The organism is Fluviispira vulneris (assembly GCF_014281055.1).
In the GTDB taxonomy this organism is placed as follows: domain Bacteria; phylum Bdellovibrionota_B; class Oligoflexia; order Silvanigrellales; family Silvanigrellaceae; genus Silvanigrella; species Silvanigrella vulneris.
In genome coordinates this window covers 639,543-658,673 of sequence record NZ_JACRSE010000001.1, presented here as the reverse complement: position 1 = coordinate 658,673, position 19,131 = coordinate 639,543, and the positions used below count along the sequence as shown (strand labels likewise).

At 33.5% G+C, this 19,131-nt stretch carries 13 protein-coding genes; 8 read left to right on the top strand and 5 right to left on the bottom strand.

Annotated features, from left to right (window positions below):
* The first annotated feature begins 98 nt into the window (after positions 1-98).
* From H7355_RS02570 to H7355_RS02560, 3 genes are all read left to right on the top strand, one after another.
* Positions 99-2,603: an alpha-ketoacid dehydrogenase subunit alpha/beta gene (locus tag H7355_RS02570; RefSeq protein WP_186644819.1), complete on the top strand. Its 2,505-nt coding sequence runs from the start codon at positions 99-101 to the stop codon at positions 2,601-2,603.
* Positions 2,604-2,824: 221 nt separating this feature from the next.
* On the top strand, positions 2,825-4,048 hold the full coding sequence (locus H7355_RS02565) for a hypothetical protein (RefSeq protein WP_186644817.1): 1,224 nt from the start codon (positions 2,825-2,827) through the stop codon (positions 4,046-4,048).
* 870 nt (positions 4,049-4,918) lie between these two features.
* Positions 4,919-6,295, top strand: a complete 1,377-nt coding sequence (locus tag H7355_RS02560; protein WP_186644816.1) for a hypothetical protein — start codon at positions 4,919-4,921, stop codon at positions 6,293-6,295.
* 51 nt (positions 6,296-6,346) lie between these two features.
* Here the strand turns inward: H7355_RS02560 and H7355_RS02555 are convergent, their stop codons facing one another.
* Both H7355_RS02555 and H7355_RS02550 read right to left on the bottom strand, forming a co-directional pair.
* Entirely contained in the window at positions 6,347-7,822 is a 1,476-nt protein-coding gene (locus H7355_RS02555; RefSeq protein WP_186644814.1) for a hypothetical protein, read from the bottom strand.
* Between the two features lie 145 nt (positions 7,823-7,967).
* Positions 7,968-8,744 (bottom strand): substrate-binding periplasmic protein, encoded by a 777-nt coding sequence (locus H7355_RS02550; protein ID WP_186644812.1) that lies wholly within the window; start codon positions 8,742-8,744, stop codon positions 7,968-7,970.
* A gap of 114 nt (positions 8,745-8,858) precedes the next feature.
* On the opposite strand from H7355_RS02550, the gene H7355_RS02545 reads away from it, so the two are divergent.
* Positions 8,859-9,506, top strand: coding sequence for a lysoplasmalogenase (locus H7355_RS02545; protein ID WP_186644810.1), 648 nt, complete (start codon positions 8,859-8,861; stop codon positions 9,504-9,506).
* Position 9,507: 1 nt separating this feature from the next.
* On the opposite strand, the gene H7355_RS02540 is transcribed toward H7355_RS02545, so the two are convergent.
* Positions 9,508-10,179 carry a MarC family protein gene (locus tag H7355_RS02540; RefSeq protein ID WP_186644808.1) on the bottom strand — a complete coding sequence of 224 codons (672 nt, stop codon included), beginning with the start codon at positions 10,177-10,179 and terminating at the stop codon, positions 9,508-9,510.
* A gap of 66 nt (positions 10,180-10,245) precedes the next feature.
* On the opposite strand from H7355_RS02540, the gene H7355_RS02535 reads away from it, so the two are divergent.
* Positions 10,246-11,373 (top strand): PilZ domain-containing protein, encoded by a 1,128-nt coding sequence (locus H7355_RS02535; protein ID WP_186644801.1) that lies wholly within the window; start codon positions 10,246-10,248, stop codon positions 11,371-11,373.
* On the opposite strand, the gene H7355_RS02530 is transcribed toward H7355_RS02535, so the two are convergent.
* Complete coding sequence (locus H7355_RS02530) at positions 11,374-13,497, bottom strand: asparagine synthetase B family protein (protein WP_186644792.1); 2,124 nt, start codon at positions 13,495-13,497, stop codon at positions 11,374-11,376.
* Between the two features lie 9 nt (positions 13,498-13,506).
* Positions 13,507-15,165, bottom strand: coding sequence for a hypothetical protein (locus H7355_RS02525; RefSeq protein WP_186644790.1), 1,659 nt, complete (start codon positions 15,163-15,165; stop codon positions 13,507-13,509).
* 81 nt (positions 15,166-15,246) lie between these two features.
* Here H7355_RS02525 and H7355_RS02520 point away from each other — a divergent pair, with 81 nt between their 5' ends.
* From H7355_RS02520 to H7355_RS02510, 3 genes are read left to right on the top strand one after another with little or no spacing between them, the layout of a single operon-like run.
* Positions 15,247-16,893, top strand: coding sequence for a CTP synthase (locus tag H7355_RS02520; RefSeq protein WP_186644788.1), 1,647 nt, complete (start codon positions 15,247-15,249; stop codon positions 16,891-16,893).
* Positions 16,894-16,905: 12 nt separating this feature from the next.
* The gene (gene hemL, locus H7355_RS02515) at positions 16,906-18,216 is read left to right on the top strand and encodes a glutamate-1-semialdehyde 2,1-aminomutase (protein ID WP_222435642.1); all 1,311 of its coding nucleotides are present in this window, start codon (positions 16,906-16,908) and stop codon (positions 18,214-18,216) included.
* A gap of 30 nt (positions 18,217-18,246) precedes the next feature.
* Complete coding sequence (locus tag H7355_RS02510) at positions 18,247-19,119, top strand: CPBP family intramembrane glutamic endopeptidase (RefSeq protein WP_186644786.1); 873 nt, start codon at positions 18,247-18,249, stop codon at positions 19,117-19,119.
* The last annotated feature ends 12 nt before the right edge of the window (positions 19,120-19,131 follow it).

Here is a 19,131-nt window from a genome sequence, read left to right as displayed (position 1 = left end):
AAATTGTCTCATATATGTGTAGGTAAAAGCAAATCCCATATTTTTGGGAGATTGGCTTAAAAGATGTTGTACGTATAAGGCTAGAGGAGTGTGTTTCTATGGAAACCAACCGCATTATAAAGACTCCCAATGGAAAATATTCATTCACATACGAAGAAATTTTAAATGATTATCGCCTCGCAATGCGAAGTCGACTGACCAGTCTTTTGGGAAGGAAAGAAGTTCTGACTGGCAAGGCGAGTTTTGGTATTTTTGGAGATGGAATCGAATTGCCACAAATTGCGGTCGCAAAATCTTTTCAAAAAGGAGATTTTAGAACAGGTTATTATCGTGATCAAACATTTGAAATGGCAATTGGCAATGTTAACGTAACGCAGTTTTTCTCTCAGCTTTATGCCGATCATAATTTAATAAATGAGCCCAATTCTGGTGGACGTCAAATGAATTCTCATTTTGCGAGCAGATTATTGGACGAAAATGGAAAATACAAAAATCAATTAGAAACTAAAAATTCGATCTCTGATATTTCCCCCACTGCTGGTCAAATGAGTCGAATGCTTGGTCTTGCTTATGCATCTAAAATATATAGAAACAATAAAAAGCTTGAAAAATTTTCGAAATCATTTTCAAAAAATGGCAATGAAGTTGTCTTTGGTTCTATCGGAGATGCTTCTACTTCAGAAGGAGTCTTTTTTGAAACGATGAATGCTGCAGGTGTTTTGCAGGTTCCTATGGTCGTTTCTGTTTGGGACAACGGTTTTGGTATCTCAGTTCCACGTGAGTTACAAACTGTAAATAACTCAATTTCTCAAGCTTTGGCTGGGTTTTGTTCAGAAAATGCCAACCAAGGAATAACTATTTATCAAGTAGAAGGTTGGAATTATTTAAAGTTATGTGAAACATATTTAGAGGCAACTGAAAAATCACGTAATGAACATAAACCAGCACTTGTCCATGTCACAGAATTAACTCAACCACAAGGGCATTCTAGCAGTGGAAGTCATGAAAGATATAAATCTAAAGAAAGACTTGATTGGGAAAAGGAATATTGTTGTTTAAAAAAATTCCGCGAATGGATTATTCAAAATAAAATTGCAAAATCAGAAAAGCTTGACAAAATTGAAGAAGAAGAAAAAAAATTTGTTGAAGAATCAAGAAAGAAAGCGTGGAATTTATATTTAGATCCCATTAAAGAAGAAAGAAATTCCGTTGTCCATCTCTTATCGGAAATTAAAAAAACATCTCAAAAAACCGAAAAAATAAATTTATTAATTCATTCTTTAGAAAACTCTATTTCTTTAAATAGAAGATATATTCATTCTATACTTTTTAAAACTCTTCTACTTTTAGCAGATGAAGATTCGAAAGAAAAAGAGAAACTTGTAAAATTCTATGAAGAATATTCTGCTAAATTCAGCAATGTTTATGAAAATAAACTTTACAGTGAATCTGCTGAATCACCTCTAAAAGTAAAAGAAACTAAACCCATATATTCTGAAAAATCAGAAACTGTTGATGGGAGAGTTATATTACAGCGCTGTTTCGATCATCAATTAGCATCGAATCACTTATTTTTTGCTATTGGAGAAGATGTTGGAAAACTTGGTGATGTCAACCTCGTTTTCGAAGGACTAAATGCTAAATATGGAGATTTACGAATCACTGACACTGGGATACGTGAATCGACGATTTTAGGGCAAGGAATAGGTTCAGCCATTCGGGGGTTACGTCCGCTTGTTGACATACAATACCTCGATTATTTTCTTTATGCGCTACAAACGGCTTCAGATGATCTAGCAACCTTGCATTACCGGACTGCTGGCGGGCAAAAAGCTCCTGTTATCATCCGAACGAAAGGACACCGCTTAGAAGGTGTATGGCACACAGGCTCGCCCATGGGTGTGCTTCTCAATGCTTTACGTGGAATTTATATCTGTGTGCCGCGAAATATGACCCAAGCAGCTGGTTTTTACAATACACTTCTTCAATCAGATAACCCAGCAATTGTCATTGAAGTGCTCAATGCTTATCGTTTGAAAGAAAAAGTGCCTGATAATATTTCTTCATTCACTGTTCCTTTAGGTATTCCTGAAGTTCTTCGGGAGGGTCGTGATTTAACCGTGGTCACTTATGGTGCTTGCTGTAAAATTGCACTTGAAGCTGCTGAAGAATTAGAAAAAATTGGAGTGTCTGTGGAAGTGATCGATGTGCAGACTCTGCTACCTTTCGATATCACTGGAATCATAACAAAATCGATCCAAAAAACTAATGCAGTGCTCTTTTTTGATGAAGATGTACCTGGTGGAGCAAGTGCCTATATGTTGCAGCAGACAATAGAAAAAAATAATGCATTTCATTATTTAGATTGTATGCCACGCACTTTAACTGCTAAAGAAAACCGCGGAGCATTTGGGCGAGATGGAGATTTTTATTGCAAACCTCAAAGCGAACATGTAATTGAGGCATGTTATAAAATAATGCGTGAACGTGAACCTAAAAAATATAAGAATCTATTTTCATCGCAAATGAAAATCAAAGGGGCAAGCTCACTTGAAAGTGAATTAATTCTTAGCAGTGATTCCGTATTAACGTCGACTAAATGACCTTAATAAAAGAAATCTTTTGTAAGCAATTATAAATTTTAATTATATAGGGTATATAGAGTGAAAAAAAAATAGTATTTATTTTTTTAATTTGCATAATTTTTAAAGGTTGTAAAAAAGACGATCAAGTTAATTCTAATGACAACATTCAAGTTTACCCAGAAAGTTTTGAAATCAATAATATCAATGGAAACTTTGGGCGAACAATCATAAATAAAAATATGAAATTAAATTTTATTTTATTAAACAACCATTCTGGAACGGCGGAAAATATTAATGCTACTTTTGATAATAACAAATTTAAATTTTTAAATGGCTATCCTGGTATAAAATATACAAGTTCAAAATCAATTAAACCTCCTTGCACTTTCAATTTATCTAGCAAAAGCGAATGCACTCTTGCTGTGTCGTTTGTTCCAGATGATGAAGATTTTGTATTTGGAAATTTAATTATTACTTATGAGGTCAATTCAAAGAAATATGTCTTTAAATTTCCCTTAAAAGGGGTAGGAGTAAAGCAAACCAAAGCTCAAGAGCTATTGGGAAAATTAAAAAAAAGCTTTTCGCCTGTTGAAAAACTGACAAATCTTAATCCACATAAAGATACATTAATAGAGACTATTTTAGCAATTGGACATTCTCAAAAGTTTGCTTATGATGATTATTTTAAATCCTTTCCAAATAAGTATATTGAGGTTATAAATAAGCAATTATCATTAAAAAGAGTAATAGGATTTACTTTTCGAGGAGATACTCGAAGTCCAGTAATAGACTATAAAGATTGTGATAATGATTGGAAAGACGGATTTAATTTAATTGATCCAAAAACAGGAAATGAAATAAGTTACCCAGGACATCCTGGCACTGGTTGTGGAATAAAAGATGTTGGCGGATTTTTTCCGACGTTTACAAGGAAAAAAGATATTGAGAAGATAAATGATTTATTTATAAAATACAAAGAAGAAAATGGAAAAGATTTTGATCCAACAATTGATAATTTTAGAGTATTGACTTTATACCCAACTTCTCCTTTTACTTTTTTTTCTAAAATTTCTAGGACTGATGAACTGAACTGGTGGCTTCAAAGTACTCTAAATCTAGCAGCACATGCAGCTGGATTTTATCAATATAAAGGATTTATATCTACAACAACTAATATATTTATTGCAGATAAATATAGTAAAAAAGGAACTGTATATGCATTGTATCAAGAAGGAGGCTATTTATTGCCTGAGTTATCAGATCCTAAATATCAATTGAGCGGAGGAGCAGCATTTACGACAGATAATGAATATGAAATCGCTGTTCCAGGTGCAGTTGATTGGGATGATATCGTCGCTTACTATAATAAATCAGAAAAAATTCTTATGGTCAGAGATGGGTTAAAAGAAATGGATTCAAAAGCATATGATGAAATTATTAATGCATTTTCACATATAATGTAATCTTATTTCTTGATCTATACGACTTTTCCTAGCTTTTAACTTCTTTCTCTCTTAATTCTTATATGATGAATGTAGATTGTATATTTTAGTATAAGCAATTGGATCCTTTTATTTATATTCTTTCTAAAATAAATTTCTTTATTAGATAATACACTTTTTCCGCTCAGGGTAACAATCTATGAACGAAACATTTGGAGTTCTTGTATCTGTTCTATATACATAGCCAATAACTCTTGGTACTTTAAGATGAAGTTGCTAGACTTTATAGCCATTATTGGAAGGTGCATTGAAAAAATCATCGTAATTGAATGTTTCAGAATGAAATATTTCTAAAGAACATTTTATTAATGCAGAGTCACTCTATTGCTTTCCTTTATGCATTGGATCAAGCTGTATAGCAATAAAATTGTAGTCAAGTTTTTCAAATGCATCTTGAACTGGGTTAGATTCTTTTCCCTTTCCTTTTAACATATAATTAGTATCCTTTATTCTGTAATCTTTCAAGTGAGGAAAATATTTATATAATAAATAAAAGATGAAAATAATAATTTTTTCATCACAAATGAAAATCAAATGGGTAAGCTCACTTGAAAGTGAATTAATTCTTAGCAGTGATACCATATTTGTTTAATATTTTTTTATATTCGCTCGTTCTCTTCAAATTAATAATTCCTTTGTCATAAATATCTGCCAATTTTTGGATCATAGAGCAGAAGTCTACTTCCTGAATCATTTATGAAAAAAATCCATCTTATTCTAACCTATGTCTTATTTATAAAATAAGCAATTTATGTCAACCAAATGACATAATTAAATAAAATCTTTTGTATGATAAAATAATTTTTAATTATTATATTTAGGAAATATAGAGTGAGAAAAAAAATAGTGTTCATTTTTTTGCTTTGCATAATTTTTAAAGGTTGTAAAAAAGACGATCAAGTTAATTTTAATGACAACATTCCAGTTTACTCAGAAAGTTTTGAAATCAATAATATCAATGGAAACTTTGGGCGAACAATCATAAATAAAAATATGAAATTAAATTTTATTTTATTAAATAACCATTCTGGAACAGCAGAAAATATTAATGCTACTTTTGATAATAAAAAATTTAAATTTTTAAATGGCTATCCTGGTATAAAATATTCAAGTTCAAAATCAATTAAACCTCCTTGCACTGTCAATTTAGCTAGCAAAAGCGAATGCACTCTTGCTGTGTCGTTTGTTCCAGATAATGAAGATTTTGTATTTGGAAATTTAATAATTACTTATGAAGTCAATTCAAAGCAATACGTCTTTAAATTTCCTTTAAGAGGGGTAGGAGTAAAGCAAACCAAAGCTCAAGAGTTATTGGGAAAATTAAAAAAAAGCTTTTCTCCTGTTAAAAAAATGACAATTCTTAATCCACATAAAACTACATTAATAGAGACTATTTTAGCAATTGGACATTCTAAAAAGTTTGCTTATGATGATTATTTTAAATCCTTTCCAAATAAGTATATTGAGGTTATAAATAAGCAATTATCATTAAAAAGAGTCATAGGATTTACTTTTCGAGGAGATACTAGAAGTCCAGTAATAAACTATTATAATTGTGATAATGATTGGAAATACGGATTTAAATTAACTGATCCAAAAACAGGAAATAAAATAAGTTACCCTGGTCATCCTGGCGCTGGTTGTGGAATAAAAGATGTTGGCGGATTTTTTCCGACGTTTACAAGGAAAAAAGATATTGAGAAGATAAATGATTTATTAATAAAATACAAAAAAAATAATGGAAAAGATTTTGATCCAACAATTGATAATTTTAGAGTATTGACTTTATACCCAACTTCTCCTTATTATATTTTATCGAGTACTGATATACTGAATTGGTGGCTTCAAAGTACTCTAAATCTAGCAGCACATACAGGTAGCTATTATCAATATAAAGGATTTATATCTACATCAACTAATATTTTTAAAGCAAATAAATTTAGTAAAAATGGAACTGTATATGCAATGTATCAAGAAGGAGGCTATTTATTACCTGAGTTATTAGATCCTAAAAATCAAATGAGTGGAGGAGAAGAAATAACGAAACATGCTGAAAATGAAGTCGCTGTTCCAGGTGCTGTTGATTGGGATGATATCGTCGCTTACTACAATAACTCAGAAAAAATTCTTATGGTTAGAGATGGATTAAAAGAAATGGATTCAAAAGCCTATTATGAAATTATTAATGAATTTTCACATATAATGTAATGTCATTTCTTGCTCTATGCGACTTTTCCTAGCCTCTAACTGCTTTCTTGCTTAATTCTTATATGATGAAAGTAGATTGTATATTTTAGTATACGCAATTGGATCCATATATTTAAACCCTTTTCTAAAATAAATTTCTTTATTAGTAGCATCACTGCTTGTATAAGCTATGACATCCTCCCATGGAACACCCCCAGGAATAGTAATCTCAAAAAAATCAATATGAGTAAAAGTAGTCCAATTTTGAGGTTTGTTCTTGCTTTTAGCTTCAGATTTTAAGTTGAATGTCGGATCTGTACTTTTAGGTAATTGAAATCCACCTTCTTGATAGATGACATATATCCAAGATTTACTTGAAAGCGTCTTTGAAAAGTCCATAACCGCCTTTAACTGTGAAGATGTCGAGATAAAACCTTTAAAATCATACCCTACATGTGCATGTGCAGACGTGTTTAAAATATTTTGTAGATACCAGTTTAACTGTAAAGTCATTAGAGTTTCACTTGGGGGAATGTATGAGTTAAAAGTCTTAGGATTTCCAGGTTTGTGTCCTGGGGAATAAGGGAAATCATCTAAAGTATTTTTGGTTATATCAAATTCATGTCCCGTTTTATTTTTATATAAAAATTCCATTTCATTAATAAATTTAAGATCTTTTGGCCTTGTTGCAGTTGGCCAAAATCCTCCAACGTCTTTTACGCCACAATTTATTCCATTCCCATATTTATCAATTTGAGCATTGTAATGGATTATTTTTCCAGTTTTTATATTTTTAAGATTATACCCATTTTTCCACTCAGGGTAACAATCTTTGAACGAAACTTCTGGAGCTCTTGTATCAGCTCTAAATACATAGCCAATAACTCTTGGTACTTTAAGATGGAGTTGCCAGACTTTATAACCATTTTTGGAAGGGTCATTGAAAAAATCATCGTAATTGAATATTCCAGAATGAAATTTTTCTAAAGAGCATTTTATTAATTCTGAGTCACTATATTGTTTTCCTTTATGCTTTGGATCGGGCTGTTCAGCAATAAAATTGTATCCAAGTTTATCAAATGCATCTTGAATAGGGTTAGATTTTTTTCCCTTTCCATTTAACATATATTTAAATGTATAATTAGTTTCCCTTAATTTGTAATCAATTATTAATGCGCCTGACTCGTCATTTTCAGAGTTCGGTTGAAATGTTATAGCAAGTAAGCAGACTTGATTTGTTTTTAAATAATCCGAACATGGAGGATAGACATTTGCATTTGTACTTGCAGAAGATATTCCGGGATAAGGAAGATCAAATTTGAATTTATTATTTTCAAATGTAGCTTTAATTTCAGATATATCTTCGGAATGGTTGTTTTTCAATTGATAAGTTAGCTTAAATTTTTTGTTAAACGTGACGAGTCCAAAATTCCCGCTTAAATTTAAAATTTGAAGTTGAGATTTGTTTTCATTTGTGGAATTTGTACTTTCTTTTTTACATGAAATTAATATTATTGAGAAAAGTATTATTAAACTTTTTTTTCCCATACTATTTTCCTTTAAAATAAAATCTTGAGCCATATCGGCTTATTTTATAAGAGAGTTTATAAAATTGAGAATAAAAATTGACATGTAGGTTGCATTAAATGGCTGGACTCGCAGTTTTTACAAAAAAACAAATCTTTCAAGTGAATTAATTCTTAGTAGTGATTCCATATTTGTTTAATATTTTTTTATATTCGCCCGTTTTCTTCAAATTAATAATTCCTTTGTCAAAAATATCTGCCAATTTTTGGGAATTGGGTTTCTCTTTGGGGAAACCTAAATAGAGACCTGATTTTTTACCCAAGTCACCTACGAATTTCATTGATTTATTAAATTCCATTTTATTTAGATGATACACTAGCACATTGTGTTCATCTAAGTTTGCATCAATTTCATTGATATTTAAGCGAACTAAGTTCTTTTGGATGGCGTTTTCACCTCCAGATTCACTTATTTTTTTTGCGTATTTTTTTATATTTGCTAGGTTTCCTCCGTATATATAACCCAAAATGAGACCGAGATGAATATTTTTGAGCGATTCAAAGTCTTTATATTTCCATGTAGAATTATTTTTAACCAAAAAAGAATTTATGCTTTGTATAAATGGTTCTTTAGGAAATATAAATTGTTCTCTCCCTTCTTTATAGGCTCCAACAATTCCATCTATCTCTCCTTTTTCACCCCGTTTTAAAACACGCGCCCAGGGCATCAATTCAAAGTGGACATTGTAATTTTGATTTTTAAAGATTTGTTCCGCAATTTCTACAAAAATTCCTTTCCCAATTTCGGATTTTTCGTCACAGGTATAAGGACACCAGTCGTCACTTTCAAAATTTAAGACTTTTTTTTCTTGAGAAAAAACTTTGTTTATAAAAATTAGATTTATTAAAAAAAATAAAAGAATAATTTTATTATCAATTTTCAATGTGACCCCTTCCTTCTTACGATTTTGCTTTAATCTCACTTCATAATGTTATATCTCTTTTTTAACTTTTGAGAGTGTTAAAAAATTGGCTTTTCTTTTTATAAGAGGTTGGAAATGCTTAATGTTGTGAGTTTTATTGTATTATCTATGTTTTTTTCTTTTGTTTATTTTGTTACGATTAAATTGCAACCATATAGACTTCATTGGCTGATAAAAGGGTGCTCTATCAGCTTTCTCGCAGCTTTTGCTTTTTTTAATTTTCCCAATTCAATAGCTCTTGTTTTTACAGCTGCTCTTGTCTTCTCAAGCGTAGGTGATATTTTTCTTGCTTATTCTGAAGAAAAATATTTTGTTCATGGCCTCGTTTCTTTTTTATTATCACATATTATTTATTCTTTTATATTTATTAAATATGCAGGGAATATATCTGAGAATTTTTGGCAAAAATTAATATTAGTAATCACTATTTCTATTTATTTTGTTGTTATGCTTAGAGTTCTGTATAAAAGATTAGGTAATTTGAAAATTCCAGTCTTTATATATATGGGTGTTTTGGCTTGTATGGTTATTGGTTCAATTTTTGTAATAAATTTTAATTATATTTTAATAATTGGTGCTTTCTTATTTGCTATTTCTGATTCAATTTTAGCGATACAAAAATTTGTTAAGACTATTAAAGGAAGTGCATATATGATTTGGGCTAGCTATTATCTAGCTCAACTTTTTATATGTTATGGAATGCTTCTTGCCCTCATCCATTGACTTATTTTATTAGATTCTTGTATGCCTCACTGACACCTATGATGATAAATTCTACTGCAATCGCTGCTATAAGAATCCCCATAATTTTGCCCATTAAATTGAGACCGGTTTTTCCTAATAAGCGATAAAGATATTGACTGTATTTGAGAAAGATAGCGGTGACCCACATAACTAAAATAATAGCGATTAAAAGCAGTAGAAAGTCTAGCCAAGATTTGCCACGTGTGGCTTGGGTCACAATTGTTGAAATGGCTCCTGGTCCAGCAAGCAGTGGCATTGCTAAAGGGACAATTGAAATGTCATCTTTTGTTAGGCTTTCATTTTCTTCATCGCTTTTAATTTTTTCTGAATCACCTTTCAAATGATCGAGGGCAAATTTTAGGAGTAAAATCCCTCCTGCTATGCGCAATGCTGAAATAGAGATACCAAAAAAGTTTAAAACGCTCATACCAGTTATGGCAAAAGTGAGCAAAATTGCTGAGGCAACAAGGATGGATTTGCGTCGTGTTTTTTTGACATCGGCAGGGGTGAAACGCTCTGTCAGAAGAAGATACACTGGTATTGCTGCAAAAGGATCCACCATTACAAAAACGGAGACAAATGTGCTAAAAAGATAAGTAAAGGAAGATCCAATTGTAGAATTTTGTTCCATCAGTGCCGTGATGAAGCTCATAATCTTTTCCTGTCTTTGTTTCAAGTTTGCAAAGTTGCGAAATATGCTTTGCAAAGGAGGATACTAGTGAAATTTCTTGCTGTGAGTCAAGACAAGTCTTTATTAAAATCGATGTGCACTGAGTTTGAACATCAAAAATACGCTGTTTTTAGTGCGAGTTCACTGAAAGAAGCAGCAGAAGTCTGTGAAAAAGAAAAACCTGAAGTTATCGTTGCAGATCATATTCAAACTGATGGAAATTTCTTTGATTTTTATGATTCATTAAAAATGGCAGCAAAAACAGAAGCCCCACCTGTGGCAATTCTTTTAGTTGATCAAAAGAGCACTCTTACGCCTGAAGTGGCCATTGCTATGGGGGCTTGGGCTTTGTACACAAAGCCATTTAATATAAAATCTCTTTACTATTCTGTGGAAGATGCGGTCTTTTCACGTAGAGCTGGATATACAAAAAGATTGGATGAGCGGGTAGAACTGATTTCGCGCTTAGAAATTAAACTCGAGTCAGCCTCTGAATATATCTCAACTTTTTCGACAAATATCAGTTTTGGCGGTTTCTTTGCGGCGCTTACTTCAAATATTCCTGAGTTAAATGAAAAAGTAGATTTTAAATTGAAGTTTACAAATTCTGATGTGATTGAAGGAAAAGGCAGAGTTGCTTGGGTGCGTAAAACCCCAAAAGTTGGGGCACAAATGGGTTGTGGCATACAGTTCAGCGCGGGTCGGGAAAAATATGTGAAAGTGTTGGTACCGATTATAAATGAAGCAAGGACAAGACAAATTGAAACAGCATCTTTTCAAATAGAAGATTTAAAAGAGCTATTAGCTTTATCCATTCAAGCAGCAAAAGAAAAAATATCTAAAAAATTATCGGAAATAGAATATATCCCTCCTGCAGAAAAAATAACAATTATGTGTCGACTTCCGCAAATACACAGCGCATTCACTGAACTGATGTATGAACTTATTTATCCAATGCGTGAGATTCCAAACTCAAAATGCACAGTGGAAATAAAAAATCTAGATGAGAAAAATGTACAAGTTATATTTACTTGTATACCAAGCGGAACTTCACTGTATATCGATCAACTCATTGCAGAAAAAGTTCAACCAATTCTAGATTTACATAAAGCTTCGATTGAAAGTGAATTTAATTCTATAAATTCAACAGTTACAATAACATTGCCAAAGAATTAGTTAAAAAACTTTTTGATTAATAATAACCTTTTCTTCATACTCAAGGTTTCTTTTTGGGGTAATTTCCTTAACGATACTATCATCGATCATTGAAAAACTCATAAATGTTTGAAAAGCAGCTTGCAAGTGTGTGTATGTATGAGGAGATGATTTCTTTTTAAATGAAGGATCATTAAGTACTAAAATAAGATCTTTAATTGCCTTTTCTTCAAATAAATTTGTTTCTTTAGCTTTTAATAATATATTTTGTTGACTTTTTTTTATTTCCTTCTCTTCAAAGAGAAAAGGGGCACCAAATTGTTTTTTAGGAGCCATAGCATAATGTGAATCAATTTTGCTTTTATAGCTTCTGCGTAAAATTGATTTGTTTTCAAAACCTCTTATAAGCATATTATCTTTTAAATTATAAATAAAATTTTTCATTTCCATAGATAAAAATGGAGTACGTCCTTCTAAAGTATTTGCCATTTCCATTCTATCCCCAACCCAATTAAGAACTTGCACTGGTAGATGGGTTCTTGCAAAGTAATTTTGCCAAAGTAACAAGGAATTATTCGGATCTGTGAGAAATTCATCACTATTTTTTAGACCAAATGCAAACCAAGAAGAGACAGATTCCCTCTGTTCTTTTAAAAATTTATCTGCTTCATCTGCGCCTAAAAGGGATGTTGCAATAGTTTTTATCTGAGTGAAAAGGGGATGAGGAACTCCCCAAACAGTAAGACTTTCAATAAAATCTTCTCCCAATCCTTCTGCACTTGAGCCTGCGGCCCAAGGATCTTTACTTTCATTTAAAAACTTCTTTGCATAAACTGAATCGCGCCAATTTTGACCTAAAGGCGTTTTTGCAATTTTGTCGAATAAATTTTTTTCTTCACGATTGTGTAAAGCAAATTTCCACCAATTCACATATTGGAAACTTGGATAACCACAAAGTAACTCATCGGCTCCATCACCGGTTAAAACACCTTTAACATATTTAGCTGTAAAACGGCTTAACCACCATTTTGCAGCTCCATTTGTATAGGGTTGAATATTCTCTGAATGATATACTGCATGTTTATAAGAATACGCTAAATCTTGATCATGAATTTGAAGCACATGTGGGGTAAAATTTAACTTATGGGCGTAAGCAAGAGATTCATTGGCCTCATCAAAGACTTCGTTTTTAAAACTAATTGTAAATGATTTTAATTTTTTATTAATTTTATTTTTTAAATAATATTGTGAAGCCTCATAAGCTATAACTCGGGAATCTACTCCTCCGCTTAAATAAACTCCGAGTTCTGTTTCGGATAGCATTCTGTTGTGTACTGAACGGCTTAATCTTTTTGAGAATTCACCATACAATTCATTATCATTTTTTTCTTCTGTAATAAAAGCATTTCGAATAGGTTTATTATTAATTTGAATTTTTGTATTGAATGTATTACCGCTTTTTTTTGCGTATAAGAAAGAATTTGGTGGCAATTGAATAATATTTTGAAACGGTGTTCTAATTGGTTCATATAATCCAACAAATTGCTTGATAAATCCATTGCGATCCCATTTTTTTTCACACATCAGTCCTTTTATTTCACTGGCAAAATGAATGGATCTCGTGTCAAATAAATATACTTCTTGTGCATTGGCAAAAATTTTGCTGTCGACACCTTCAAGGGCTAAAAAAAGAGGTTTCACTCCATAAGGGTCACGCATAGCAAAGATCTCTGTACCATCTGTTCGACTGATCACGAAACTGTATTCACCTTCTAAGAGATCTTTTATTTGTTGACCATAATTTAAAAAACCAGCAAGAATGGCTTCAGTATCGCCTTTTGTTTGAAAATTATATTCAAATTCTGTTTGGATTTTTTTTCTCAATTTTGGGAAGTTATAGATCTCACCGTTGAAGGTAATTACCCATTTTTTATTTTGATTGAACATGGGTTGAATATTTGTGGCAATTCCTTGGAATGCCAAGCGAAAATGAGCTAATAAAAGGTTATTAAATGCTTCTTTGCGCATAGGTTCATTGCCACGATGCTGCAAACGTGCAGCTGCAGCAAAGAATTTTTCTTTATTTTGTGAATCTTTTGCATAAGTACTGCTAGGAGAAAAAATAAGACCAGAATAACCACACATATTATTTTCTTATTTCTTTGAAGTTTCCTTAGCGAGCCTTGCAAGCACAGCAAGTGCTCTCGTTATGGGATTGTTACCTAAGTTTTCTTCAATGTTCGGGTTGAGAATTATTTCTTTCCACATAGCAAATTCAGCAGAAATCTCATGATTATTGTGTGAGTTTGCGAGCTGCGATTGAAAACGTGCTTCGGCACTTGCATATTGCATAGCTTCTGTTCGTGTCAATCGAGAGAGTAGATGAAGCGCATAGAGAGATTCTGTTCTACTGGCAAAAAAGGGTGATTTTTTGCGCATTGATCGTGCAATAAATTCGACATAGTCATAATGCTGTTGAGCAGGTTCAAAGTTTTCAACGAGAGTTTCTTGGTAAACTTTTTCAAGTAAACGGAATGAGTGCTCTTGTAGCCATTGTGCAGGTGCAGTTTGAAATATTGTTGCACAGTATTGGCTGCCACCCTCAATCACCCAATTTGGTGGTTCACGTAGGCTTGCATCCCAAATATGCGCCGCGAGTGTTCGAATCCAACGCCAATGAATTCTTTTAAAGAAACGACTTTCTTCATTTTGAATAGGAATTTCAATAGCCCAGTTTGCAATATATTTTGCTGTATAATTGTTATCTTTTTCGGCTAACGTAACAATTGATGGAAAGATATTTTGCGCAAGACTCAAAGCCCTTTCAAGTAAACTTGGTTTATATTCTTGTATCTTTTGCATAGGATGAGATGCTAAAAAAGAAAAATCTTTTTGTATGGCTTTAATAAGTCCACGAAGAATATGGAGTTGATTTCCCATATTTATGCTGATCATTTTAATTAAATTAATATAACTAGTATGATTTTCTTCGTGTAAAATAGCTTCCACTAAAGCTTTATCAAAAATCCATTCAACGATAAATCCGGTTTTAAAATCCGATGCCTGAGTTGATTTTAAAATATCCATTGCTGTATTAAAATGCTTAATTCGACCCGATGTTCCTTGGCTCGTTGGCTCCGTTTTATAATAAGAAGTGCCATTGCGTAAAAGATGATCGTCCGCAGTTTTTAAAATGATATTTAACATTTCTAGTGGTTGAGGGCGAACGGATGCTACACTCGTCTCATTCATATAATCATTAGGAGACATGAGCATAAATCTAAGGTGCTGAAAATGCGGAGAATTTCGCATAAGTTTAGCAAGGGTGGGATTTGTTGTTTTTATTAAAATTGTTAAATTTGCTTTATCATCTAGGTCAACTGGTTTGCGTGCGTGGAAAAAAGATAGGATTCTTTCAGAAAGTAATTCAATGATGGAATCTATTCTGATATTGCCTAACAGTTCTTGCGACATATTTTTTTGAAGGTAGCGCAATAAGGCACGAAGAGAACCAGAAGCCGCTTTAAAAGACAAAAACTCAGGAAATTGAGGATGTGACGAAAGATAAAAGACGAGATCGCTACAATCTTCTGTAGAGTTTGCTTGGGTAACGGCTTCTAAGATGCCATTGCATGTAGCAATATTTAAGAGGTGTGCTGGTACGTGAGACTCAAAAATTTGAGCACGTAAAACATCAGCAATTGTTTGCGGAGAAATTTTTCTTTCCACAAAGCCCATTAACATATGAGAAACAATTCCATCTGTGGAATGATTTTCTGCAGTCATTTGAAATTGGCTGCGTAGATTCTTCATTGTTATCTTGACTCCTGACCATTAGTTAGTGTTACTCTGTGTTCCCGTGTCGAAACAAGATTATCGAACGGAGTAAGTATAATGCAACATCATGATAGTAAATCCCCCAAACGTTTCTCTCAACACCCTGTAAAATATATATTTGTTACTGGTGGCGTGGTCTCAAGTATCGGAAAAGGGCTCGCTGCGGCCAGTATTGGCGCACTGCTCGAAACCCGCGGATTGCGTGTTTCAATGACAAAAATGGATCCTTACATAAACGTTGATCCTGGGACAATGTCTCCTTTTCAGCATGGAGAGGTTTTTGTTACAGATGACGGAGCAGAAACGGACCTTGATTTAGGGCATTATCAGCGTTTTACCAAAGCGAATTTAGCGAAACGCAATAGCTTTACCTCTGGCCAAGTCTACGACACAGTCATCAATAAAGAACGCCGTGGAGATTACCTTGGAGGAACAGTTCAAGTAATTCCTCATATCACAGATCAAATTAAAGCAAACATCGTGACAGCATCAGAAGGCGCGGATGTTTCGATCGTTGAAATTGGCGGCACCATTGGCGATATTGAAAGTCTACCATTCCTTGAAGCTATTCGCCAGTTCCGCAATGATGTGGGTAAAGAAAATTCTATTTTTATTCATGTTACCCTTATTCCATATATTCGTGCTGCGGGTGAGTTGAAAACAAAGCCCACGCAGCATTCCGTAAAAGAATTGCGTTCAATCGGTATTCAACCTGATATTTTAATCTGTCGTGCCGATCAGCCTATGTCACAAGATGTGCGCATGAAAATATCGACATTTTGCAATCTCCCTAAGGAAAGTGTCTTTGAAGCTCTTGATGCCGATAGCATTTACAAAATGCCTATTATCTACCATGAGCAAAGAATGGACGCTCGTATTGTCGAGCTTCTTGGCATTTGGACAGCTCAACCAAATTTAAGTGAATGGAATAGAATCATTGAATGTATAGAAAGACCAAAACATTCTTTAAAAATTGGCGTCGTTGGTAAATACATGGGTACACGGGATTCTTATAAATCCGTGTATGAAGCTTTAACTCACGCAGGCATAGCAAATGAAGCGCATGTTGAAATTATCGGAATAGATTCAGAGCAACTCAGTGTGGCAAATACAAAAGAAATTTTGAGCGAATATGATGCTATTTTGGTTCCTGGAGGTTTTGGCGATCGGGGTGTCCTTGGGAAAATGGCAGCAATTCAATTTGCTCGAGAAAATAACATTCCATTTTTTGGTATATGTTTAGGTATGCAGCTCGCTTGTCTTGAATATGCTCGTAATGTTTTAGGTATTGCAGATGCCACTTCCGAGGAGTTCGACACCAATGCGCGCAATAAAATTATCCATTTGATGGAAAGCCAACAAAGTGTGGATAAAAAAGGCGGGAGCATGCGCTTAGGCGCTTATGACTGTATTGTGCGCAGAGGTAGCAAGGGCTTCCAAGCTTATGGGAACGATCGTATTAGTGAGCGCCATCGCCATCGCTATGAATTCAATCCAGAATTCCGCTCACGCTTTGAAGCGTCTGGCTTTATCGTTTCAGGAGAAAGCCCAGATGGTACGTTAGTTGAAATGATGGAATTAAATAATCATCCATGGTTTTTAGGTTGTCAGGCACACCCTGAGCTCAAAAGCCGTCCGATTGCACCTCATCCCTTATTTAAGGACTTTGTTGCGGCTGCTTTGGAAAGATCTATCCATAAATAGGAGAATTAAGCTTTGAAAAATAACGAACTCAATTTCTCTCACTCAATTTCTGTTATGGAAAGAAGCTATCGAGTCTTTCCAGGTGGAGTGAATTCTCCAGTGCGATCCTTTCGCTCGGTTGGAGGGACTCCCATTGTCTTTTCTGCTGGGAAAGGCAAATATCTGTACGATGTCGATGGCAATGAATTTATAGATTTTTGTTCATCTTGGGGACCACTCATAGTTGGTTATTCCAACCCTGCGATTATTGGAGCTATGCAAGAGCAACTTTATAAGGCTGTTACTTTTGGTGCTCCATCCGATCTCGAAGTGAAATTGGCTGAAAAAATTATGGATTGGGTGCCAGGGCTTGAAATGTTGCGCTTTGTCAGCAGCGGTACAGAAGCAACGATGAGTGCCGTGAGAGCTGCACGGGCGGCCACCAGAAAAAATAAATTTATTAAATTTGAAGGCTGTTACCATGGACATGCGGATCAATTTCTCGTGAAAGCAGGTAGCGGATTGGCAACTTTAGGCAATCCAAGTTCAGCAGGCGTGCCAGTTGGCACAACTGCAGACACATTAACTGCTATTTATAATAGCGAAGAAAGTGTGCTTGAATTGTTTGAAAAATATGGAGACGACATTGCAGCTGTTATAATTGAGCCTGTTGCTGCAAATATGGGATTGGTTTTACCTAAGCCTGGTTTTTTAGAATTTTTGCGTAATGTAACAGAAAAATATGGTGCAGTTCTAATTTTCGATGAAGTTATGACAGGATTTCGCTTAGCACGTGGCGGATGTGCTGAAATTTTTTCAGTTGAGCCAGATATGTGGACTTTTGGAAAAATAATCGGAGGTGGAGTTCCTGCTGCAGCATATGGGGGGAAAAAGCAAATAATGCAACAAGTCGCTCCTTTGGGAGCAGCGTATCAAGCAGGTACCTTGTCTGGTAATCCACTTGCTATGGTTGCAGGATATGCTACACTTTGTGAAATAGAGCAACAAAATGCTTTTACTAAGCTTGAAAATTTAGGACAAAAATTAGATTCTATAGTTGATGCAGAATTAAAGAGCTTTATAGAAAAGTCAAAAGTTTGTTACGTTCGCATAGGCTCATTTTTTTGTTTCTTTTTTGGAACGAATAAATTGCCGACTCATTTCTCTGAAGTTGCTTCCACAGATATGAATCTTTTTAATAAAGTTTATCATGCATGGATTAAACAAGGGATTTATTTGGGTCCAAGTGGATATGAAGTTGGGTTTTTAAGTACATGTATCGAGGAAAATGATCTGAAAAAGATGGTGGAAGTCGTTAAGAACGTTTTAATAACCGAAGAATAGCTCTTCGGTTTTTTTAAAGGATCTATTCTTATGCTGAGTACCAATCTCCTTTTTGCCCTTGTTTGTTTATCTTCTATTTCTCTTTGGTTTTTTGTGAAACCAATTGTCCCAATTGCAATTTCTTATATTTTTCTTTTTGCTTCCTTTTACGAAGGATATATTTCTTATCAGTCATTGATTTTTGTCCTGTTATTTACATTTTTCTGTTTAGTTTATGAAAAGAAAACCAGTTTATTTATTAAGAATTTTTCTTTTATAGTTTTACTTTGTTTTATGTATATTTTAGTTGCAGAAGATTTTCCTTATTCAACTGAAATTCCTATATTTACAGGGGTGAGATTTAGTCCTATTTCGAAACCATTTTGGCTAGATATCAATGTCGAGAAATCAGTTTGTGCCATTATTTTTGCAGCTATATTAATTAAAAAATCAGATAAACTTTCAGATTGGAAAAAGGTATTTAAAGATTTACTTTTACCTTTAGCAGTTATTTTAGCCATTATAATCCCTACAGGACTAATAACTGGATATATTAAATTTGATTTTAAATTACCAAGCGGTTCGTTTTATTTTCTTTCGATAAATTTATTTTTAGTGTGTGTTGCAGAAGAGGTCTTTTTTAGAGGTTTTTTACAACGAAAAATCTTTGAATTCCTTTCGAAATATTTTAAGGCAAAAGTTTCTGCCCCTGTTCTGGCCAATGTTTTCGTTGCTGTATTATTTGGGTATGCACATCTTTATTCAGGTTATCTCTTTGCTATTTTTGCATTTATAGCAGGATTAGGATATGGTTATGCCTATCAAAAGTCAGGGAAGATTGAAGCAGCAATTCTTGCCCATTTTGGCTTAAATTTAATTCATTTTATCTTTTTCACTTACCCTGCGTTTCAAAGCTTGCCTTAATAAGGAAAATTA

Excerpts from the sequence above, each read along its gene's own strand:
- H7355_RS02510 (WP_186644786.1), top strand. The coding sequence starts at position 18,247 with ATGCTGAGTACCAATCTCCTTTTTGCCCTTGTTTGTTTATCTTCTATT.
- H7355_RS02570 (WP_186644819.1), top strand. The coding sequence starts at position 99 with ATGGAAACCAACCGCATTATAAAGACTCCCAATGGAAAATATTCATTC.
- H7355_RS02565 (WP_186644817.1), top strand. The coding sequence starts at position 2,825 with ATGAAATTAAATTTTATTTTATTAAACAACCATTCTGGAACGGCGGAA.
- H7355_RS02530 (WP_186644792.1), bottom strand. The coding sequence starts at position 13,497 with ATGTGTGGTTATTCTGGTCTTATTTTTTCTCCTAGCAGTACTTATGCA.
- H7355_RS02540 (WP_186644808.1), bottom strand. The coding sequence starts at position 10,179 with ATGAGCTTCATCACGGCACTGATGGAACAAAATTCTACAATTGGATCT.
- H7355_RS02525 (WP_186644790.1), bottom strand. The coding sequence starts at position 15,165 with ATGAAGAATCTACGCAGCCAATTTCAAATGACTGCAGAAAATCATTCC.
- H7355_RS02545 (WP_186644810.1), top strand. The coding sequence starts at position 8,859 with ATGCTTAATGTTGTGAGTTTTATTGTATTATCTATGTTTTTTTCTTTT.
- H7355_RS02555 (WP_186644814.1), bottom strand. The coding sequence starts at position 7,822 with ATGGGAAAAAAAAGTTTAATAATACTTTTCTCAATAATATTAATTTCA.
- H7355_RS02520 (WP_186644788.1), top strand. The coding sequence starts at position 15,247 with ATGCAACATCATGATAGTAAATCCCCCAAACGTTTCTCTCAACACCCT.